Origin of the sequence: Pseudonocardia sp. HH130629-09 (assembly GCF_001294645.1) — a bacterium.
Taxonomy (GTDB): Bacteria; Actinomycetota; Actinomycetes; order Mycobacteriales; family Pseudonocardiaceae; genus Pseudonocardia.
The window spans coordinates 985,978-1,002,367 of sequence record NZ_CP011868.1; the positions used below are offsets into that span (position 1 = coordinate 985,978).

Genomic DNA, 16,390 nt, shown 5'->3' on the forward strand with positions numbered 1-16,390 from the left:
TGACTTCAACCCGGACCACCCGGAAGGGTCAGTCCCGGCCGGGCAGCTCGGCGCGCAGCACCTTCCCGGTCTGGTTGCGCGGCAGCTCGTCGAGGAAGTGCACGTCCCGCGGTGCGGCGAACTTCTCCAGGTCGGACTTCACCCGGCTGCGGATCGCGTCCGCGGTGACCTCGGCACCCGGCTCCAGCGCCACCCAGGCGGCGAACCGCTGGCCGTACTCGTCGTCGTCCACCCCGAGGACGCAGGCCTCGCGCACCCCGTCCATCCCGGAGATGAGCTCCTCCACCGGGCCGGGGTGCAGGTTCTCCCCGCCCGAGACGATCATGTCGTCTGCCCGGCCGGTGAGGAACAGCCGTCCGTGCTCGTCGAGGTGCCCGACGTCGCCGGTCCCCAGCAGCCCGTCGTGCTCCTCCAGGCCCTCCTCGCCGCCGGTGTAGCCCTCGAACGGCAGGTCGTTGCCCACGAACACCCGGCCGTCGACGCCTGCCGGGGCGGGCTGGTCGTCCTCGTCGAGGATGACCAGGGTGGTCCCGGCCGGGGCGCGGCCCGCGGTGCCGGGGGCGTCGCGCAGGTCCTCCGGTCCGGCGATCGAGACCCAGGAGACCTCGGTGGATCCGTAGAGGTTGTAGAGGCAGTCGCCGAAGCGGTCCATGAACCGGTTGGCCTGCCCGCCGGGCAGCGCCGACCCGGAGACGGCCACGATCCGCGGGCCCGCCGGGTCGTCCCGGTCGGCGCCCCAGCCCTCGGCGCCGGACTCCAGGACGCGCTGGAGCATCACCGGCACCGCGAACACCGTGGTGCACCGGCGCTCGCGCACGGCGGCGAGGAACCCCTCCGGGGTGAACTTGCGGCGCAGCACGACGGTCGCGCCGTGCAGCGAGGCGAGCAGCAGCCCGGCGTTGCCCCAGGTGTGGAACAGCGGAGCGGCGATGTGCGTCGGCTCACCCGCGCGCAGCGGGATCGCCGAGAGGATCGACGCCGCCGGGGCGAGGGTCGACGGGTGCGGCCGCTTGGCGCCCTTGGGTGTCCCGGTGGTGCCGGAGGTCAGCACGATCTGCTTGGACGGCTCCGGCTTGAACGGCAGCTCGCCCGGCCCGCCCCGCTCCACCATCGCGTCGAGATCGTCGAGCACCCGGTCGCCGGCGGGACGCGGCCCGTCCGGGGTCGAGGTGAGCACGACGCGCGGTCCGGGCGGGACGACGTCGAGGAAGTCCGGGTCGGCGACGAGCGTGTGGAGCTTCTGCTGCTCCTGCACCCCGCGCAGCTGCTCGGCCGCGAGCCCGGTATTGACCAGCACGACGTCGGCGCCGACCTTGCCCGCCGCCACCATCGCCTCGATCGGTGCGCGGGCGTTGCGGCACAGTACCCCGACCGGGGCGCCCGGTCCGGCGCCCGAGTCGAGCAGGGCCAGCGCGAGGCGGTCGGTGCGTTCCTCCAGCTCGGCGTAGGTGGTGACCCCGTCGTCGTCGACGACGGCGAGCCGGTACGGGTGGCGGGCCGCCCCGACGGCGAACGCCGCGGTGATGCTGTTGCCGTAGCGCACCAGTGCCCGGCCCATCCCGTACAGCTTCCCGGGGCCGAGCGGGCGGACGACTCCCGAGCGGGTCAGGGCCACGGCGGCGCGGGCGGTGCCGCTGCCCAGCTCGTAGGCGGTGCGGGCGGTGCCGGAGAGGTTCTGGAGCAGCGGAGAGCCAGCCATGCGGCGCAGTCTGGCAGGGCGACCCGCCGGGCCGTCGGGTCCGGTGGGGGGATCTGTGTCAGAGGTCACTGAGTATGTCCGTCATGTTTCGTAGGGTGAAGACGATGTGTCCTTCGGTGGCCCACAGGTCGCCGAACTCCACCACACACCGTCGGGGATCTCGATGCGCCTGTACCTGCCCACGCACACGTCCGCTTCCGGCCGCACGCTGGTCCGTGCGGGACGTCCGACCAAGTCGATGCCCGGGTTCGGCGGCATCGCCGGCGTCTGCCGCTGCGGTGCGGCCCGCCCCGCCGACTCGCGCAGCCTGCCGTGGCGCGACTGTCCGTCGTGCACGCCGCAGCGGGCCCGGGTCGGGCGCTGAGCGCACCGGCCTCGTAGGTTTCCGGGTCGACGGGCACGGTGTCCGTCGACCGCGGAGGCCCCGATGAGCACGACCACCCCCGAGATGCGGCTGCGCGCCCTGGAGCGGGAGGACCTGCCGTTCGTCCACGGGCTGTCGAACGACTCCGGGATCATGTCGTACTGGTTCGAGGAGCCCTTCGAGTCGCTCGTCGAGCTGCAGGAGATCTTCGCCCGGCACGTGCACGACAACCGCGAGCGGCGGTTCATCATCGACTGCGCGGGTGAGCGGGCCGGTCTGGTCGAGCTGGTGGAGATCGACTACATCCACCGCAACGCCGAGTTCCAGATCATCGTCGCCCCCGCCTTCCAGGGCCGGGGGCTCGCCGCCCGCGCCACCGCCGGGGCCCTCGACTACGCCTTCGGCGTGCTGAACCTGCACAAGGTGTACCTGGTCGTCGACATCGAGAACACCCGCGCCGTGCGTGCCTACGAGCGCACCGGTTTCGTCGTCGAGGGGGAGCTGCGCGAGGAGTACTTCGCCAGCGGCCGCTACCACGACGCCTACCGGATGGCGGTGCTGCAGCGCGACCATCTCGGCCGCACCGTCGACGGGCCGCAGTGAGTCGACGGACCGCACCGGGTCGACGGACCGCACCGAGCTGACCGGACCGGCCGGCAGGGAGGGGGACCCGTCGGCCGGCCCGGCGTGCACCGGCCGCGGGCATGCGACCGGAGTCGGGCGCGTCGACCTTGATGACGACGACACCCGAGAAGACTACTATCTCGACACGTGTTCGTGTCAACGTTCGCCATGGTGCTCCTGTGACCAGCGGGAATCGGGTGCTGGCCGGTGTCGGACCGATGTCGCGGTGCGGATCGGCCGACCGATGACATCGTTGATCGTCGGCGAGTGCCCGCGACCGTCGTCGCGGTGGGTCGCGGGGTGGTTGCGGTCCGCTCGTCGTCACCGTGCGCGCCCGGCCGTCGCGAGTAGGATCTGCCCCGATGTCCGGAACCCCGACGGCCGGGGACGAGTTCCCGATCGACACGCTCGCCGCACGTGCCGGTATGACCGTCCGCAACGTGCGCGCCCACCTGTCCCGCGGCCTGCTGCAGCCGGGGGAGATGCGCGGGCGCACCGCCTGGTACGGCCCGGTCCACCTGGCCCGGCTGGAGTTGATCGCCGGGCTGCAGCGGCGCGGGTTCTCCCTCGCCGCGATCGGCGTGCTGATCAACCAGACCCCCTCCAGCAGCGCGGAGGAGGCGCTGCGCCTCTACCGCGGCATGCTCGCGCCGTGGCAGCCGGAGGAGGCGGTCGAGCTCGCCGATGAGGACCTGGCCGAGTGGGCCGGCGCCCGGACGTCCCCGGAGTTCGTCGAGCGGCTGGCCGCGTCCGGGCTGATCGAGCGCACCGGCCCGGGTCGGCTGCGCGTGCTCAACCCGGCGATGGTCCGGTCCGGGGCGCACGCCGTCGCGCTCGGGCTGGCACCGGAGGCGGTGGAGCAGGTCGGCGAGGAGCTGCTGTCCCGGACCCGGGAGATCGCCGAGATCTTCGTCGAGCTGTTCCGCGAGCAGGTCTGGGCGGCGCACGTCGCGGCCGGGCTGCCCCGGCACGGCGTCGCGGACCTGCGCACGGCGGTCGAGGCCCTGCAGCCGGTCGCCACCCAGTCCCTGCTCGGTGCCTTCCGCCAGACGATGCAGCAGGCGATGGACGACTTCATCCGCCGGCTGTCCATCGACCTCGCCCCGGCCGACCCGCGAGGCGACTCCGAGGCAGCCGAACCGTCAGCGGACCGGTAGCTCGACGGTGAACACCGTCCGGCCGGGGGAGCTGTCGACCCCGACCGTCCCGTCGTGGGCGGCGACGACCGCCGCCACGATCGCCAGGCCCAGCCCGGTGCTGGGGGTGTCGTTCCCGGCACGGGTGCGCCCCTCCGCGCCGCGGGCGAACCGCTCGAACACCCGGGGCAGGACGTCCGGGGCGATGCCGGGGCCGTCGTCGGCGACCTGGAGCCGGACCCGGCCGGGGACGGGGTGGCCGAGGGTGACGGTGACCGTCGTGCCGGGCGGGGTGTGGGTGCGGGCGTTCGCGAACAGGTTGGTGACCACCTGGGCGAGCCGGTGGGCGTCGCCGGTGACGGTGACCGGCTCGTCGGGCAGCTGCGGGAACCAGCGGTGGTCTCGGCCCGCCACGTGGGCGTCCCCGACGGCGTCGAGGACCAGCCGCGTGAGGTCCACCTCGGCGCGCTCCAGCGGCCGGCCCGCGTCGAGCCGGGCGAGCAGCAGCAGGTCCTCGACCAGCGTGGACATGCGTTCGGCCTGCGAGCTGATCCGGGCCAGCGCGTGGGTGGTCCGCTCCGGGACCGGCTCGCGCTCGCGGCGCGACAGCTCGGCGTAGCCGCGGATCGCCGTCAGCGGGGTGCGCAGCTCGTGGCTGGCGTCGGCGACGAAACGACGCAGCCGCGTCTCGGACTCCTGGCGGGCGGCGAGTGCGCCCTCGACGTTGTCGAGCATGTGGTTGAGCGCGGTGCCGACCTGCCCGACCTCGGTGCGCGGGTCGGGCTCGGGGACGCGTGCGGCGAGGTGCACCTCGCCCCGGTCCAGCGGCAGGTTCCCGACCTGTGCGGCGACGCCGGCGACGCGTTCGAGCGGACGCAGCGCGCGCCGCACCAGCACGGCCGCCGCACCGCCCGTGAGCACCACGGCCCCGCCGAGCACGACGAGCTCGATGACGACGAGCCTGCTCACGGTGGCACCGGCGTTGTCCGGCTGTGCGATCAGGTAGGTCGTCGTCCCCTCGGTCCAGCCGATCACCCGGTAGTCGCCCAGCGACAGCGTCACGTCGCGGGCGGTGGTGTCGGCGGGCATCGAGCGCAGCGCGGCCAGGTCGGCCTCGGGGACGGCGGTGGTGGTCCCGCCCCGCTGGGCCAGGCGGGCGCTCACGACGCGGCCGTCGTCCAGCACCGCCCCGATCGCGTTCGTGCCGGGGCCCGGGCCGAGGAACATCCCCCCGGGCGGGCCCCCGCCCTGGCCGCCCGGCGTGGGGGTGCCGTCGTCGTGGGTGAGCCGGCCGGGGGCGCGCCCGGTCTGCTGGGCGACGAAGCCCTCCAGGGAGAACGACAGCTCGCGGTCCTGCCGGGTGGACAGGTAGCGGTCGAGCGAGAGGGTCGTCGCGACGCCGATCGCCACGCACGCCACCGTGAACAGCAGCAGCACCGTGCCGACGAGCCGGGCCCGCAGCGAGCGGACCTGACCGGAGACGCGAGTGACGACCATCGGGTCAGTCCGCGGCGGGCCGCAGTACGTAGCCCGCGCCGCGCACCGTGTGGATCATCGGCCGGCGACCGGCGTCGATCTTCTTGCGCAGGTAGGAGACGTAGAGCTCGACCACGTTGGACTGGCCGCCGAAGTCGTAGTTCCACACCCGGTCGAGGATCTGGGCCTTCGACAGCACCCGGCGGGGGTTGCGCATGAGGTACCGCAGCAGCTCGAACTCCGTCGCGGTCAGCTCCACCGGCTCGCCGGCGCGGGACACCTCGTGCGCGTCCTCGTCGAGCACCAGGTCGCCCACCACCAGCTCCGAGGAGCGCTGGGCGGCGGCCATCCCCGCGCGGCGCAGCAGCCCGCGCAGCCGTGCGACCAGCTCCTCCAGCGAGAACGGCTTGGTGACGTAGTCGTCGCCACCCGCGGTGAGGCCGGCGACCCGGTCCTCGACGGCGTCGCGCGCGGTCAGGAACAGCACCGGCACCTCGGGGGTGTCGGCGCGGACCCGGCGCAGCACCTCGAAGCCGTCGACGTCGGGCAGCATCACGTCGAGCACGATCGCGTCCGGACGGAAGTCGCGGGCGTGACGCACCGCGGACATCCCGTCGGCGGCGGCGCGGACCTCCCAGCCCTCGTAGCGCAGGGCCATCGAGAGCAGGTCCGACAACGTGGGCTCGTCGTCCACGACGAGCACCCGGATCGGGCCGCCGTCGGCGCGGCGCAGCGGGTCGGCGTCCCGGTCCATCACCTCGGTCATGCTAGGAGCACACCGCACGGACCTGTGCGACGGCTGTGCGTTCGCTGTCGGTTCACCGCGCGCCAGTACCCCGTGGCGTAGACGGCGCGCCGGTCGAACCCCCGTTCGTCGAGCAGGTGCGCGCGCAGCTCCTTGACCGCGGCGGACTCCCCGGACAGCCACGCCTGGCCGCGGCCGTCGGGCAGCTCGGCGGCCCGCACTGCCGCGACCAGCGGCTCACCCGCCGGGGCGGCGCCGCGGTGCACCCAGGTGACGGCGACGTCGCCGGGCAGGGTCTGCTCCTCGCCGGCGTCGGCGACCTCGGCGACGACCCGGACCGGCACCCCGGGGGCCGCCTCGGCGAGGGTCTCGCACACGGTCGCGATGGCGGGCAGGGCGGACTCGTCGCCGATCACGAGGTGGTGCGCGGCGGCCGGGTCCGGCTCCCAGCGCCCGCCGGGCTCGGACACCCCGACCCAGTCCCCGGGGGCGGCCGACACGGCCCAGGCGGCGGCCGGCCCGTGCCCGGCGTGGACGACGAAGTCGACGTCGAGTTCACCGTGGCCGCCGGCGTCGGGGGCGAAGCGGCGCACCGTGTAGGTGCGGATCGCCGGGCGGGCCTCCCCGGCGGGCCAGACCGGGCCGCCGGTCGAGGCGCGCGGCACGGCGGGTCGTTCCTGGCCCTCGACCGGGAAGAACATCTTGATCCGGCGGTCCGGGCCGTGCCCGGGGAACCCGGCCAGCTCCTCGCCGGTCAGGGTCACCCGGACCATGCCGGGGGTGACCCGCTCGGTGCGGGCCACCTGCAGCAGGCGTGGTGCGGTCGTGCTCATGGCCGGGAATTGTCCCGGACGCGCGCTCAGGTCCGGTCGCCGAGGCCCGCCAGGCCGGTCCAGACCAGGTCCATCAGGAACTCGGTGGCCTGGTCCGCGGTGATCGCCTCGTCCTGGCCGCGCCAGACGGCGAGCCGCTCGCAGGCCCCGACGATCACCTGCGCCCAGCCGGTCAGCCGGGTCGGCTCGGTGCCGGGGACCTGCGCGGCGAGCAGGGCGGCGATGAAGTCGGTCTGCTGGGCGCGGATCTCCTCCAGCGCGGTGTCGGTGACCCCGGCCTCGGAGCAGAACAGCTGCCAGGCCGGAGCCCGGCGGTCCAGGTAGTGGAAGAAGGCCAGCGTCCCGCCCCGCAGCATCGCCTCCGGCGAGTCCGCGGCCCCCGCCGCCTGCGCGACGACGTCGAGCAGCTCGGACCGGGCCCGCGCGATCGCGGCCAGCAGCAGGCCCTCCTTGGACCCGAAGTGGGTGTAGAGCACCGGCTTGGTGACACCCACCCGCTCAGCGACCTGCTCCATCGAGACCTCGGCGTAGCCCCGCTCGCCGAAGACGGCGACGGCCGCGTCGACGATCTGGCGCTCGCGCTCCGCCCTGGGCACGCGGCGGCGGGGGCCGGGTACGGTCTGCGCGGTCACGTCGGAGACTTTACCCTCAGTAAGTTACTGACGGTAGGAAGTGAGCGGGAATGGACGTCTACTCCCTGCCGATGACCACCCGGTTCCGCGGGATCACCGTGCGCGAGGGCCTGCTGCTGTCCGGCCCGGCCGGCTGGGGCGAGTTCTGCCCCTTCCCCGAGTACGACGACCGCGAGGCCGTCGCGTGGCTGGCCGCGGCCCGCGAGGCGGCCGGGACGGGCTGGCCGGAACCGGTGCGCGACCGGGTGCCGGTCAACTGCACCGTGCCCGCCGTCGGGCCCGAGCGGGCCCAGCGGATCGTGCGCGCCTCCGGCTGCACCACCGCGAAGGTCAAGGTCGCCGACCCGGGTGCTCCGCTGTCCGAGGACGTCGAGCGCGTCGCCGCCGTCCGCGACGCGCTCGGCCCCGCCGGGCTGGTCCGGGTGGACGCCAACGCCGCCTGGGACGTCGCGACGGCCGTCGCCGCGATCGGCGAGCTCGACCGGGCCGCCGGGGGTCTGGAGTACGTCGAGCAGCCCTGCTGGGAGGTCGACGACCTCGCCGCCGTCCGCCGGGCGGTGGACGTGCCGATCGCCGCGGACGAGTCGATCCGCCGCGCCGAGGACCCGATGCGGGTGGTGCGGGCCGGAGCGGCCGACGTCGTCGTGCTGAAGGTGTCGCCGCTGGGCGGGGTGCGCCGGGCCCTGCGGATCGCCGAGGAGGTCGGGCTGCCGGTCGTGGTGTCCTCGGCGGTGGAGTCGAGCGTCGGTCTCGCCGCCGGGCTCGCGCTGGCCGGGGCGCTGCCGGAGCTGCACCACGCCTGCGGGCTCGGGACGGTCTCGCTGCTGGCCGCCGACGTCGTCGCCGAGCCGTACGTCCCCGAGCGGGGGTTCCTGCCCGTGCCGCGGGTCGCGCCCGAGCCGGTGCACCGGGCCGGGGTCGCGGCCGACGCCGACCGCGCCGCCTGGTGGCGCGACCGGCACGACCGCGTCGCCGCGCTGCTCGACGCCGCGGCCGGGGCCGACCGGGTCAGTACTGGTTGACCCGGCTGTCGCGGCGCATGGCCGCGTCGATCACCCGCGCCGGGCCGGGCATCCGGTACTGGCCCTTCACCAGCTTCCCGGCGCTGGGCACCGCGCCCCGGTCCGGCCAGGTCGCGGTGTCCCACAGCGACGAGCGCAGGAACGCCTTCGCGCAGTGCAGGAACAGCTCGTCGACCTCGACGACGATCGCCACCTCGGGCGTCGAGCCCTTCACGGTGAGCCGCTCGGCGAAGTCCGGCCGGTACACGATCCGGGCCCGTCCGTTGATCCGCACGGTGTCGTTCGACCCCGGCACGACGACGATCATCCCGACCCGCGGGTCGTGCAGGATGTTGCGCATCGAGTCGAGCCTGCGGTTCCCCTTGCGGTCGGCGAAGGCGACCGTGTGCTCGTCGAGCACCAGCAGGCAGCCCGCCGGGTCGCCCCGGGGTGAGACGTCGACGCCGTCGGGCCCGGTCGTCGCCAGCAGGAAGAACGGCGACGCCGCCAGGAACTCCGCAGTCACCGGGTCGATGCGCTCACGCGCCTTGTCCCGGATGAACGCGGGCACCTCGCCGATGATCTCGCGGAGTCTGGCCTCGTCGGTCACGTGTTCCATCGCGTCCCTTCGCTCTTAGGGCACCCTAACCGTGAACATGCTTCACTGGCGACCCCCGCCTAGGGTCCCGGGGATGGGCGTGATCGTGATCGGGGCCGGCATCGCCGGGGTGACCTGCGCCGCGGAGCTGGCGGCCCGCGGTGTCGACGTGACGGTGTACGAGCGGTCCCGCGAGGTCGGAGGACGGCTGGCGGTGCACCGCCACGGGGACCGTCCCGCCGACATCGGTGCCGCCTACTTCACCGTCTCCGACGACCGGTTCGACGCCCGTGTCCGACGTTGGCGCGACGACGGCCTGGTCCGCGGGTGGACCGACACCCTCGCGGTGTTCGACGGCGCCATCCGGGGCCCGGACAGCTCCGGCCCGCTGCGGTTCGCGGCACCGGCCGGGCTGCGGTCGCTGGTCACCGACACCGCCCGCGGCCTGGACGTCCGTACCGGCCGGACCGTCGAGCGGGTCCGCCCCGGCCCGGACGGCCCGACCGTCGACGGCGAGCGCGCCGACGCCGTCGTCCTGGCGATGCCCGACCCGCAGGCCGCCCGGCTGCTCGACCCGGACACCCCCGCGGGCGCCGCCGTCGCCGGGCGGGCGTGGAACCCGGTGCTCGCCCTGACCGCCGGGTTCGCCGGCCGGGACTGGCCGCGGCTGCCCGCGGCGTTCGTCAACGACCACCCCGTCCTGTCCCTCGTCGCCGACGACGGCGACCGCCGCGGCGACGACGCGCCCGTGCTCGTCGCGCACTCCACCGGTGACCTCGTGCGCGCCCACGACGCCGATCCCGCCGCCGCGGTGCCCGCGATGACCGCCGCGGTCCGTGAGCTGCTGGGCGTCACCGCCGCGCCGGAGTGGACGCACGTGCACCGCTGGCGCTTCGCCGCCCCCGCCGCGCAGCGCGAGCAGACCTTCCACCTCGGCGACGACGGCGTCGCTCTGGCCGGGGACGGCTGGGGCCGGTCCCGGGTGCAGACGGCCTGGCTGTCCGGGCTGGAGCTGGCGGGGGAGCTCGCGGGGCGCCTGGGTCGCTGAACCCCGCACGCACCGCCCCCGCCCGCCACGCCCCGTCGACGAGCCCCGGCAGGCCCCGGGGAGGGTGGGTAGTGGCGGGCCCTGGCCGCGTGGGCGTCGGCGACCTACCGTCGGGTCATGCCCGACCGCGTCACCGCCGCCGCCCCCGTCGTCGTACCGGAGGGGCGGCCCTTCGGCGGGTCCACCGCGCCCGTGGAGCTGGACGCCTCCGGCCCGGACGCCGCGGGGCGCGCGGTGCTCGCCGAGCTGGCGGCCGCGCTCGACGCCGACCGGGTCCTGACCGACCCCGACGTCGTGCGTCCCTACGTGCGCGACGAGGCCGAGTGGGCCGAGTACGGCACACCGCTGTGCGTGGTGCGGGCGCGGACCACCGCCGACGTCGCCGCGACCGTGCGGGCCTGCGCCGCGCACCGGGTGCCGGTCGTCGCGCGGGGTGCGGGCACCGGGCTGTCCGGCGGGGCGAACGCCGTCGACGGCTGCGTGCTGGTCAGCCTGGAACTGATGACCGCGATCCGGGAGATCTCGGCGGGGGAGCGGCTCGCCGTCGTCGAACCGGGGGTGGTCAACGACGACCTGCGCGCCGCCTGCGCGGAGCGGGGCCTCTGGTACCCGCCGGACCCGGCGTCGGCGCCCTGGTCGACGATCGGCGGCAACGTCGCGACCAACGCGGGCGGGCTGTGCTGCGTCAAGTACGGCGTCACCTGCGACTACGTGCTCGCCCTGGAGGTCGTCACCGCCACCGGTGAGGTCGTGCGGGTCGGGCGGCGCACCGCGAAGGGAGTCGTCGGCTACGACCTCGCCGGGCTGATGGTCGGCTCGGAGGGGACGCTCGGGATCATCACCGAGATCACCGTGAAGCTGCGCCCGGCCCGCCCGGCCGCGCCGCGCACCGTCGTCGGGTTCTTCGACTCCCTCGCCGACTGCGGGGCCGCGGTCGCCGCCGTCACCGAGCAGGGGCTGCAGCCCGCGGTGTTCGAGCTGGTCGACCGGGAGTGCCTGGCCGCGGTCAACGCCTGGCGCAACGCCGGGCTGCCCGAGGGGGCCGCCGCGCTGCTGCTCGCCCAGACCGACCTGCCCGAGCCCGCCGCGACCGCCGAGGCCGACGCGATCCTCGCGGCCTTCGAACAGCACGGCGCGACCGAGGCGATGGCCGCGACCGACGCGACCGAGTCCGAGGCGCTGTTCGCCGCCCGCCGGATGGCCTACCCGGCGCTGGAGCAGCTCGGGATGGGCATGCTGACCGAGGACGTCTGCGTCCCCCGCCCCCGGATGGCGGAGATGCTCGCCCGGATCGAGGACATCGGCCGTCGCCGCGGGGTCCGGATCGCGACCGTCGCGCACGCCGGCGACGGGAACCTGCACCCGCTGATGCTCACCCCGCACGACGACCCGGACGCCCGGGACCGCACCCGCGCCGCGTTCGACGAGATCATCGACGCGGCCGTCGAACTGGGTGGGACGGTCACCGGGGAGCACGGCGTCGGCCTGCTCAAGCGCGACGGCATGGAACGCGAGCTGGGCCCCGGGGTGCTGGCCCTGCAGCGCTCGGTGAAGGTCGCGCTCGACCCGGACGGCATCCTGAACCCGGGCAAGGCGGTCTGAACCGCGCGTGTCGCCCGGATGGCCGCGCGTGGTCGCCGGGAGAGCGGGAACACTCTCGGATGAGCACCACCGACCCGGCCCTCGTCCCTTCCGCCCTCGCGCTGACCTACCGCGGTCCGTCGCACACCGGTGCGCCGCGCCTGACCGGCGTCGCCGGGGTCGCCGAGGTCGTGCCGGTGGTCGAGGCCGAGGTCCGAGAGGTGGAGCGGGTCGACACCGCGGACCTGCGGCTGGTCGCCGCGGGCATCGAGCTCGTCGTCGAACACACCGTGCCGGACCGCGCGTCGGCGGTGCCGCCGTCCACGACCTGGGTGCTGCGCCTGCCCGACGCCGACGAGCCGCTGCGCGTGCCGCTGCCCGCGAGCGAGGTCGAGGGCGTCACCGGTGAGCGCGCCGTCCCGGACGGTGTCGACGCCCTGGTCCGCGGGGTCCGCGGCGACGAGCCGCTCGTCCCGGTCGGTCGGGTGCACGTGACCCGCCAGGTCGACCGGCTGCGCGACGCGACCGGGACGGACCTCGCCACGCTGGCCCGCGAGCAGGTCGACGTCGCGCTGCTCGGGGCGGTCGCGACCGTCGAGAGCTGGACCGAGGCCGTCGTGGAGCCGGGGGCGGCCGACACCGCCGGGCTCCGGCAGCTGGACGAGGCGCTGCGTGACACCGGACTCGTGCGTGCACCGCGCGGCGCGCACGCCCGGCTCGCCGCGCTGCTCGCCGCCGCCGCGCCCGCCGACCCGCCGCGCCGCACCGGCCGGAAGGGCAGCGCGGGGGCACTGCTCCTGCGCTACCTCGGCGACCAGGTCGACACCCTGGGCGCCCGCGAGGCCGACCTGCGCGCCGACCGGCCCGACGCCGTTCACCAGATGCGCATCGCCGCCCGCCGGCTCCGCAGCGCGCTGCGCACCTTCGGCGGGCTCCTGGAGGGGCCGCGGGTCGGGCACCTCGTCGGCGAGCTGCGCTGGCTCGGCCGGGCCCTGGCCGGGGAGCGCGACGCCGAGGTGCAGGAGGAGCACCTGACCGCCCGGCTGGCCGCGCTGGAGCCCGAGCTGCTGCTCGGACCGGTGCAGGCCGCGGTCACCCGGCACTTCGCCCGCACCCGCGCCGAGACCGGGGCCGCCGTGCTGGAGGTCGTCGACGGCGAGCGCTACGCCGCGCTGCAGGGCGCCCTGCGCCGGCTGCTCGCCGACCCGCCGTTGTCGCGCCGGGCCCGGAGACCCGCCGCGACGGTCGTCCCGGCGATGGTGGGGCGCACGGCCCGCAAGCTGGAGCGGCGGATGGAGCGGGCGCTGGCCGACCTCGACGCCGGCCACGTCGCACCCGAGTCGCTGCACGACGCCCGCAAGACCGGCAAGCAGCTCCGCTACGCCACCGAGGTCGCCCGGCCCAGCGTCGGGAAGGATGCGCGGGCGTTCGCGAAGCGGCTCAAGAAGGTCTCCGACGTGCTCGGCGAGCACCAGGACGCCGTCGTCTCCCGCGAGACCCTGCGGACCCTCGGGGCCCGCGCCGGAGCGGAGCACGGCAACGGGTTCACCTTCGGTGTGCTGCACGGCCGGGACACCGCGACCATGCTCGACCTCGAGCGCAGGCTGCCCACGGTGTGGGAGACGGCGTGGACGCGGCGCGCCCGCCGGTGGATGGGCCGCTAGCCTGCGCGGGGTGAGAGACGCCGTCGCCGACCTGCGCCGGATCGCGTTCCTGCTCGAACGCGCGCAGGAGTCGACCTACCGGGTCCGTGCGTTCCGCACCGCGGCCGCCGCCCTGCGCGGCCGCAGCGCCGAGGAGCTGGCCCGGCTACACGCCGCGGGCGGCCTGACCGACCTCAAGGGCGTCGGCGAGGTGACCGCGCGCTGCGTGGGGGAGTCGGTCGCCGGGGAGGAGCCGGTCTACCTGCGACGGCTGGAGGACTCCGTCGCCCGCGCCGACGCCACCGGGATCCCCCTGGCGGAGGCGGCCCGGCGGCTGCGCGGGTCCCTGCGCGGGGACTGCCACAGCCACACCGACGCCTCCGACGGCGGCTCCCCGCTCGCCGAGATGGCCGAGACCGCGATCGGGCTGGGCCACGACTACCTCGTGATCACCGACCACTCGCCGCGCCTGACCGTCGCCAACGGGCTGTCGGCGGACCGGCTGCGCCGCCAGGTCGAGCAGATCGCGGAGCTCGACGAGCGGATCGCCGCGTCCGGGTCGGACTTCCGGGTGCTCACCGGCATCGAGGTGGACATCCTCGACGACGGCGCCCTCGACCAGTCCGAGGACCTGCTCGCCTCGCTCGACGTGGTGGTGGCCAGCGTGCACTCGAAGCTGCGGATGCCCCGCGACGAGATGACCGAGCGGATGCTCACCGCCGTCGCGAACCCGCACGTCGACGTGCTCGGGCACTGCACCGGGCGGATGGTCACCGGCCGCCGGAAGCGCCCGGAGTCGGAGTTCGACGCGCCCGCTTTGTTCGCCGCCTGCGCAGCGAACGGGGTCGCGGTCGAGATCAACTCCCGGCCGGAACGCCTGGACCCGCCGAAGCGGCTGCTGCGCCTGGCCGTCGAGGCGGGGTGCGAGTTCACGATCGACACCGACGCGCACGCCCCCGGGCAGCTCGACTGGCTCGACCACGGCTGCGCCCGCGCCGTCGCCTGCGGGGTGGACCCGGAGCGGATCCGCAACACCCGCGACCGGGCCGGCCTGCTGCGCCGCTGAGCCCGTCCCCTCAGCGCAGCTCGAAGTCGGCGACGTCGAAGCCGGGGGAGACGACGCAGCTGACCAGGACCGGGCCCGGCCCGACCGGCTCCGCCCGCTGCCACACCCCGGCCGGGACCTCCTGCTGCGGGCTTCCCGGCCCGAGCCGCAACCGGGCCGCGGGGACGGGGTCCGGCCCGTCGCCACCGAGGACCAGGTCGGCCTCCGGGCCCGAGTGCCGGCACCACAGCTCGGTGGACCGGACGCGGTGCCAGCGGCCGGGGGCGTCGAACAGGTAGAGGATCGCCGTCGCCGAGGGACGCGGACCGTACGGCGTCCCGACGACGACCGGCGAGGTCCAGGTCCGCCGGTACCAGCCGCCCTCCGGGTGCGGGGCGAGGTCCAGCGCGACGGCGAGGTCGGGGCGAGCCACGCCGCCACTGTGGCAGGCGGACGCACGGTCCGTCCCCGGTCCCCCACCTCGTGGTGCCTTGGGGGCATCGGCCCCGGGGCGCGTCGCACCCCTGGTGCGGTCGCCGCACCCGTCGTGGCGGGTGCGGGAGTCCCGCCGGGTGCGACACCTCCGTCCGCGGGGCGCCCCGCGCGGCGACGGGTGCCACACCCGCCGCCGCACACCGGCCGGTCACCCGACGTCACCGGTGCCCGCAGGAGGATCACCGTCCGTCCACGGGCGACCGCATCCCACCCGTCCGCGCGCTCCCTGGACGGGTGGTTCGACTGGTGCTCCTCACCCACCGCACGTGAGATGGGACCGCAGGTGACCGAGTGACAGGAGTGATCCACGGTGCGGACCAGGACCAGGACGACGGTGGCGATGCTGGCCGCGACGCTCGCGCTCTCGGCGGTCACGACGGCCGGCGCGTCGACGGCGTCGGAAGCACCCGCCGGTCCGGCGGGCGTCGTGAGCCGGACGGTCGCCGAGGACCCGGCACCCCCGGCGGACGACAACGACGCATCCCCGGCCGCCGGCGCCGCGACCCCAGCCACCCCGGCCGGCCCGGCTGCCGGAAGCGCGACTCCGGCCGATCCGGCTGCCGGCCCCGCGACCCCGAACGACCAGGTCGCCGGAACCGCGCCCCCGGACGACCCGGCCGGCGGGACGGCGAAGGCGACCCCGGCCGACCCTGCCGCACCCCCGGCGTCGTCGCACTGCACCGAGACCGCGGCACAGAAGCTCGGCTGGGGCGCCCCCACCCGCGAGTCCGACTTCGACGGCACCACGGTCCCGCCGGACTGGCACCCCTACGGTCCCGAGCCCGGCCACAACAAGAAGGGCACCCGCACCCCGGAGGCGGTCACCGTCGCCGACGGGGCGATGAGCATCTCCGCCGACGCCGACGGCAACACCGGCGCCGTCAGCTGGCACCCCGGCCAGCGCTACGGCCGGTGGGAGGCCTGCGTGAAGTCGGACGAGGGACAGGGCGGGATCAACGCGCTGCTGCTGCTCTGGCCGGTCGCCGAGGACTTCCCGGTCGGCGGCGAGATCGACTGGATGGAGATCATGGACGACTCCCGCCAGAAGACCAGCTTCTTCCTGCACTACGGACCCGACAACGACCAGGACTACGGGTCGGTGAAGCACGACTCGACGCAGTGGTCGGCCTACGCGCTGGAGTGGACCCCGGAGAAGATCACCGGGTACGTGAACGGGAAGGAGTGGTACTCCAACACCGACACCGACCAGTTCCCGCCCCGCGCGATGAACATGACCATGCAGCTCGACTACTTCGGCGACGCCGGCGGCCCGACCGCCATGCACATGGACTGGGCCCGGCAGTGGGCGCTGCCGCAGAGCAGCGCGGCCACGCTGAGCCTGCCGCCCGGCTCGGCCGCGACCGGGCAGCCCCGCGACTTCCCGGGCCGGAAGCCGCGCGAGCTGTCCGGGCCCGAACAGCAGGCGCAGACCGCGATGCTCGCCCGCGAGCAGCGCTGAGGCCGGACCGC

At 75.4% G+C, this 16,390-nt stretch carries 16 protein-coding genes; 9 read left to right on the forward strand and 7 right to left on the reverse strand.

Translation table 11 applies throughout. The annotated features are described in order from the left end of the window. Window positions 1-28: 28 nt before the first annotated feature. On the reverse strand, window positions 29-1,699 hold the full coding sequence (locus tag XF36_RS04680) for an AMP-binding protein (RefSeq protein ID WP_060711033.1): 1,671 nt from the start codon (window positions 1,697-1,699) through the stop codon (window positions 29-31). A 163-nt stretch (window positions 1,700-1,862) separates the two neighbouring features. Between XF36_RS04680 and XF36_RS04685 the strand changes: the two genes are divergently transcribed. From XF36_RS04685 to XF36_RS04695, 3 genes are all read left to right on the forward strand, one after another. Then, window positions 1,863-2,063 carry a hypothetical protein gene (locus XF36_RS04685; RefSeq protein WP_143510313.1) on the forward strand — a complete coding sequence of 67 codons (201 nt, stop codon included), beginning with the start codon at window positions 1,863-1,865 and terminating at the stop codon, window positions 2,061-2,063. A gap of 63 nt (window positions 2,064-2,126) precedes the next feature. Continuing rightward, complete coding sequence (gene speG, locus XF36_RS04690) at window positions 2,127-2,666, forward strand: spermidine N1-acetyltransferase (RefSeq protein WP_020626815.1); 540 nt, start codon at window positions 2,127-2,129, stop codon at window positions 2,664-2,666. Between the two features lie 383 nt (window positions 2,667-3,049). Next, complete coding sequence (locus tag XF36_RS04695) at window positions 3,050-3,844, forward strand: MerR family transcriptional regulator (RefSeq protein ID WP_060711035.1); 795 nt, start codon at window positions 3,050-3,052, stop codon at window positions 3,842-3,844. Here the strand turns inward: XF36_RS04695 and XF36_RS04700 are convergent. The 4 genes from XF36_RS04700 to XF36_RS04715 are packed head-to-tail and all read right to left on the reverse strand — an operon-like array spanning window position 3,830 to window position 7,509. Further along, window positions 3,830-5,320, reverse strand: a complete 1,491-nt coding sequence (locus tag XF36_RS04700; RefSeq protein ID WP_060711036.1) for a sensor histidine kinase — start codon at window positions 5,318-5,320, stop codon at window positions 3,830-3,832. The genes XF36_RS04695 and XF36_RS04700 overlap by 15 nt on opposite strands. A 4-nt stretch (window positions 5,321-5,324) precedes the next feature. Further along, window positions 5,325-6,065 carry a response regulator transcription factor gene (locus XF36_RS04705; protein WP_060711037.1) on the reverse strand — a complete coding sequence of 247 codons (741 nt, stop codon included), beginning with the start codon at window positions 6,063-6,065 and terminating at the stop codon, window positions 5,325-5,327. Beyond that, window positions 6,062-6,877: a siderophore-interacting protein gene (locus tag XF36_RS04710; protein WP_060711038.1), complete on the reverse strand. Its 816-nt coding sequence runs from the start codon at window positions 6,875-6,877 to the stop codon at window positions 6,062-6,064. The genes XF36_RS04705 and XF36_RS04710 overlap by 4 nt, the downstream gene beginning before the upstream one ends. Window positions 6,878-6,903: 26 nt before the next feature. Beyond that, on the reverse strand, window positions 6,904-7,509 hold the full coding sequence (locus XF36_RS04715; RefSeq protein ID WP_238589122.1) for a TetR/AcrR family transcriptional regulator: 606 nt from the start codon (window positions 7,507-7,509) through the stop codon (window positions 6,904-6,906). Window positions 7,510-7,559: 50 nt separating this feature from the next. Between XF36_RS04715 and XF36_RS04720 the strand changes: the two genes are divergently transcribed. Then, window positions 7,560-8,531: an o-succinylbenzoate synthase gene (locus tag XF36_RS04720; RefSeq protein ID WP_060711039.1), complete on the forward strand. Its 972-nt coding sequence runs from the start codon at window positions 7,560-7,562 to the stop codon at window positions 8,529-8,531. Here XF36_RS04720 and XF36_RS04725 read toward each other — a convergent pair. After that, on the reverse strand, window positions 8,518-9,129 hold the full coding sequence (locus XF36_RS04725) for an MSMEG_1061 family FMN-dependent PPOX-type flavoprotein (RefSeq protein ID WP_020627377.1): 612 nt from the start codon (window positions 9,127-9,129) through the stop codon (window positions 8,518-8,520). The genes XF36_RS04720 and XF36_RS04725 overlap by 14 nt on opposite strands. 73 nt (window positions 9,130-9,202) lie before the next feature. On the opposite strand from XF36_RS04725, the gene XF36_RS04730 reads away from it, so the two are divergent. The 4 genes from XF36_RS04730 (at window position 9,203) to XF36_RS04745 (ending at window position 14,446) form a co-directional block, all read left to right on the forward strand. After that, complete coding sequence (locus XF36_RS04730; RefSeq protein ID WP_082375164.1) at window positions 9,203-10,156, forward strand: NAD(P)/FAD-dependent oxidoreductase; 954 nt, start codon at window positions 9,203-9,205, stop codon at window positions 10,154-10,156. Window positions 10,157-10,273: 117 nt separating this feature from the next. Continuing rightward, on the forward strand, window positions 10,274-11,758 hold the full coding sequence (locus XF36_RS04735) for an FAD-binding oxidoreductase (RefSeq protein WP_238589123.1): 1,485 nt from the start codon (window positions 10,274-10,276) through the stop codon (window positions 11,756-11,758). A gap of 59 nt (window positions 11,759-11,817) precedes the next feature. Then, on the forward strand, window positions 11,818-13,401 hold the full coding sequence (locus XF36_RS04740) for a CHAD domain-containing protein (RefSeq protein WP_060711040.1): 1,584 nt from the start codon (window positions 11,818-11,820) through the stop codon (window positions 13,399-13,401). A gap of 10 nt (window positions 13,402-13,411) precedes the next feature. After that, window positions 13,412-14,446, forward strand: a complete 1,035-nt coding sequence (locus tag XF36_RS04745; RefSeq protein WP_060711041.1) for a PHP domain-containing protein — start codon at window positions 13,412-13,414, stop codon at window positions 14,444-14,446. Window positions 14,447-14,456: 10 nt separating this feature from the next. Here the strand turns inward: XF36_RS04745 and XF36_RS04750 are convergent, their stop codons facing one another. Continuing rightward, a complete protein-coding gene (locus XF36_RS04750) occupies window positions 14,457-14,858 on the reverse strand; it encodes a cupin domain-containing protein (protein ID WP_060711042.1) in 402 nt (133 codons plus the stop codon). 372 nt (window positions 14,859-15,230) lie between these two features. Between XF36_RS04750 and XF36_RS04755 the strand changes: the two genes are divergently transcribed. Beyond that, window positions 15,231-16,379: a glycoside hydrolase family 16 protein gene (locus XF36_RS04755; protein WP_145981259.1), complete on the forward strand. Its 1,149-nt coding sequence runs from the start codon at window positions 15,231-15,233 to the stop codon at window positions 16,377-16,379. Window positions 16,380-16,390: the final 11 nt, after the last annotated feature.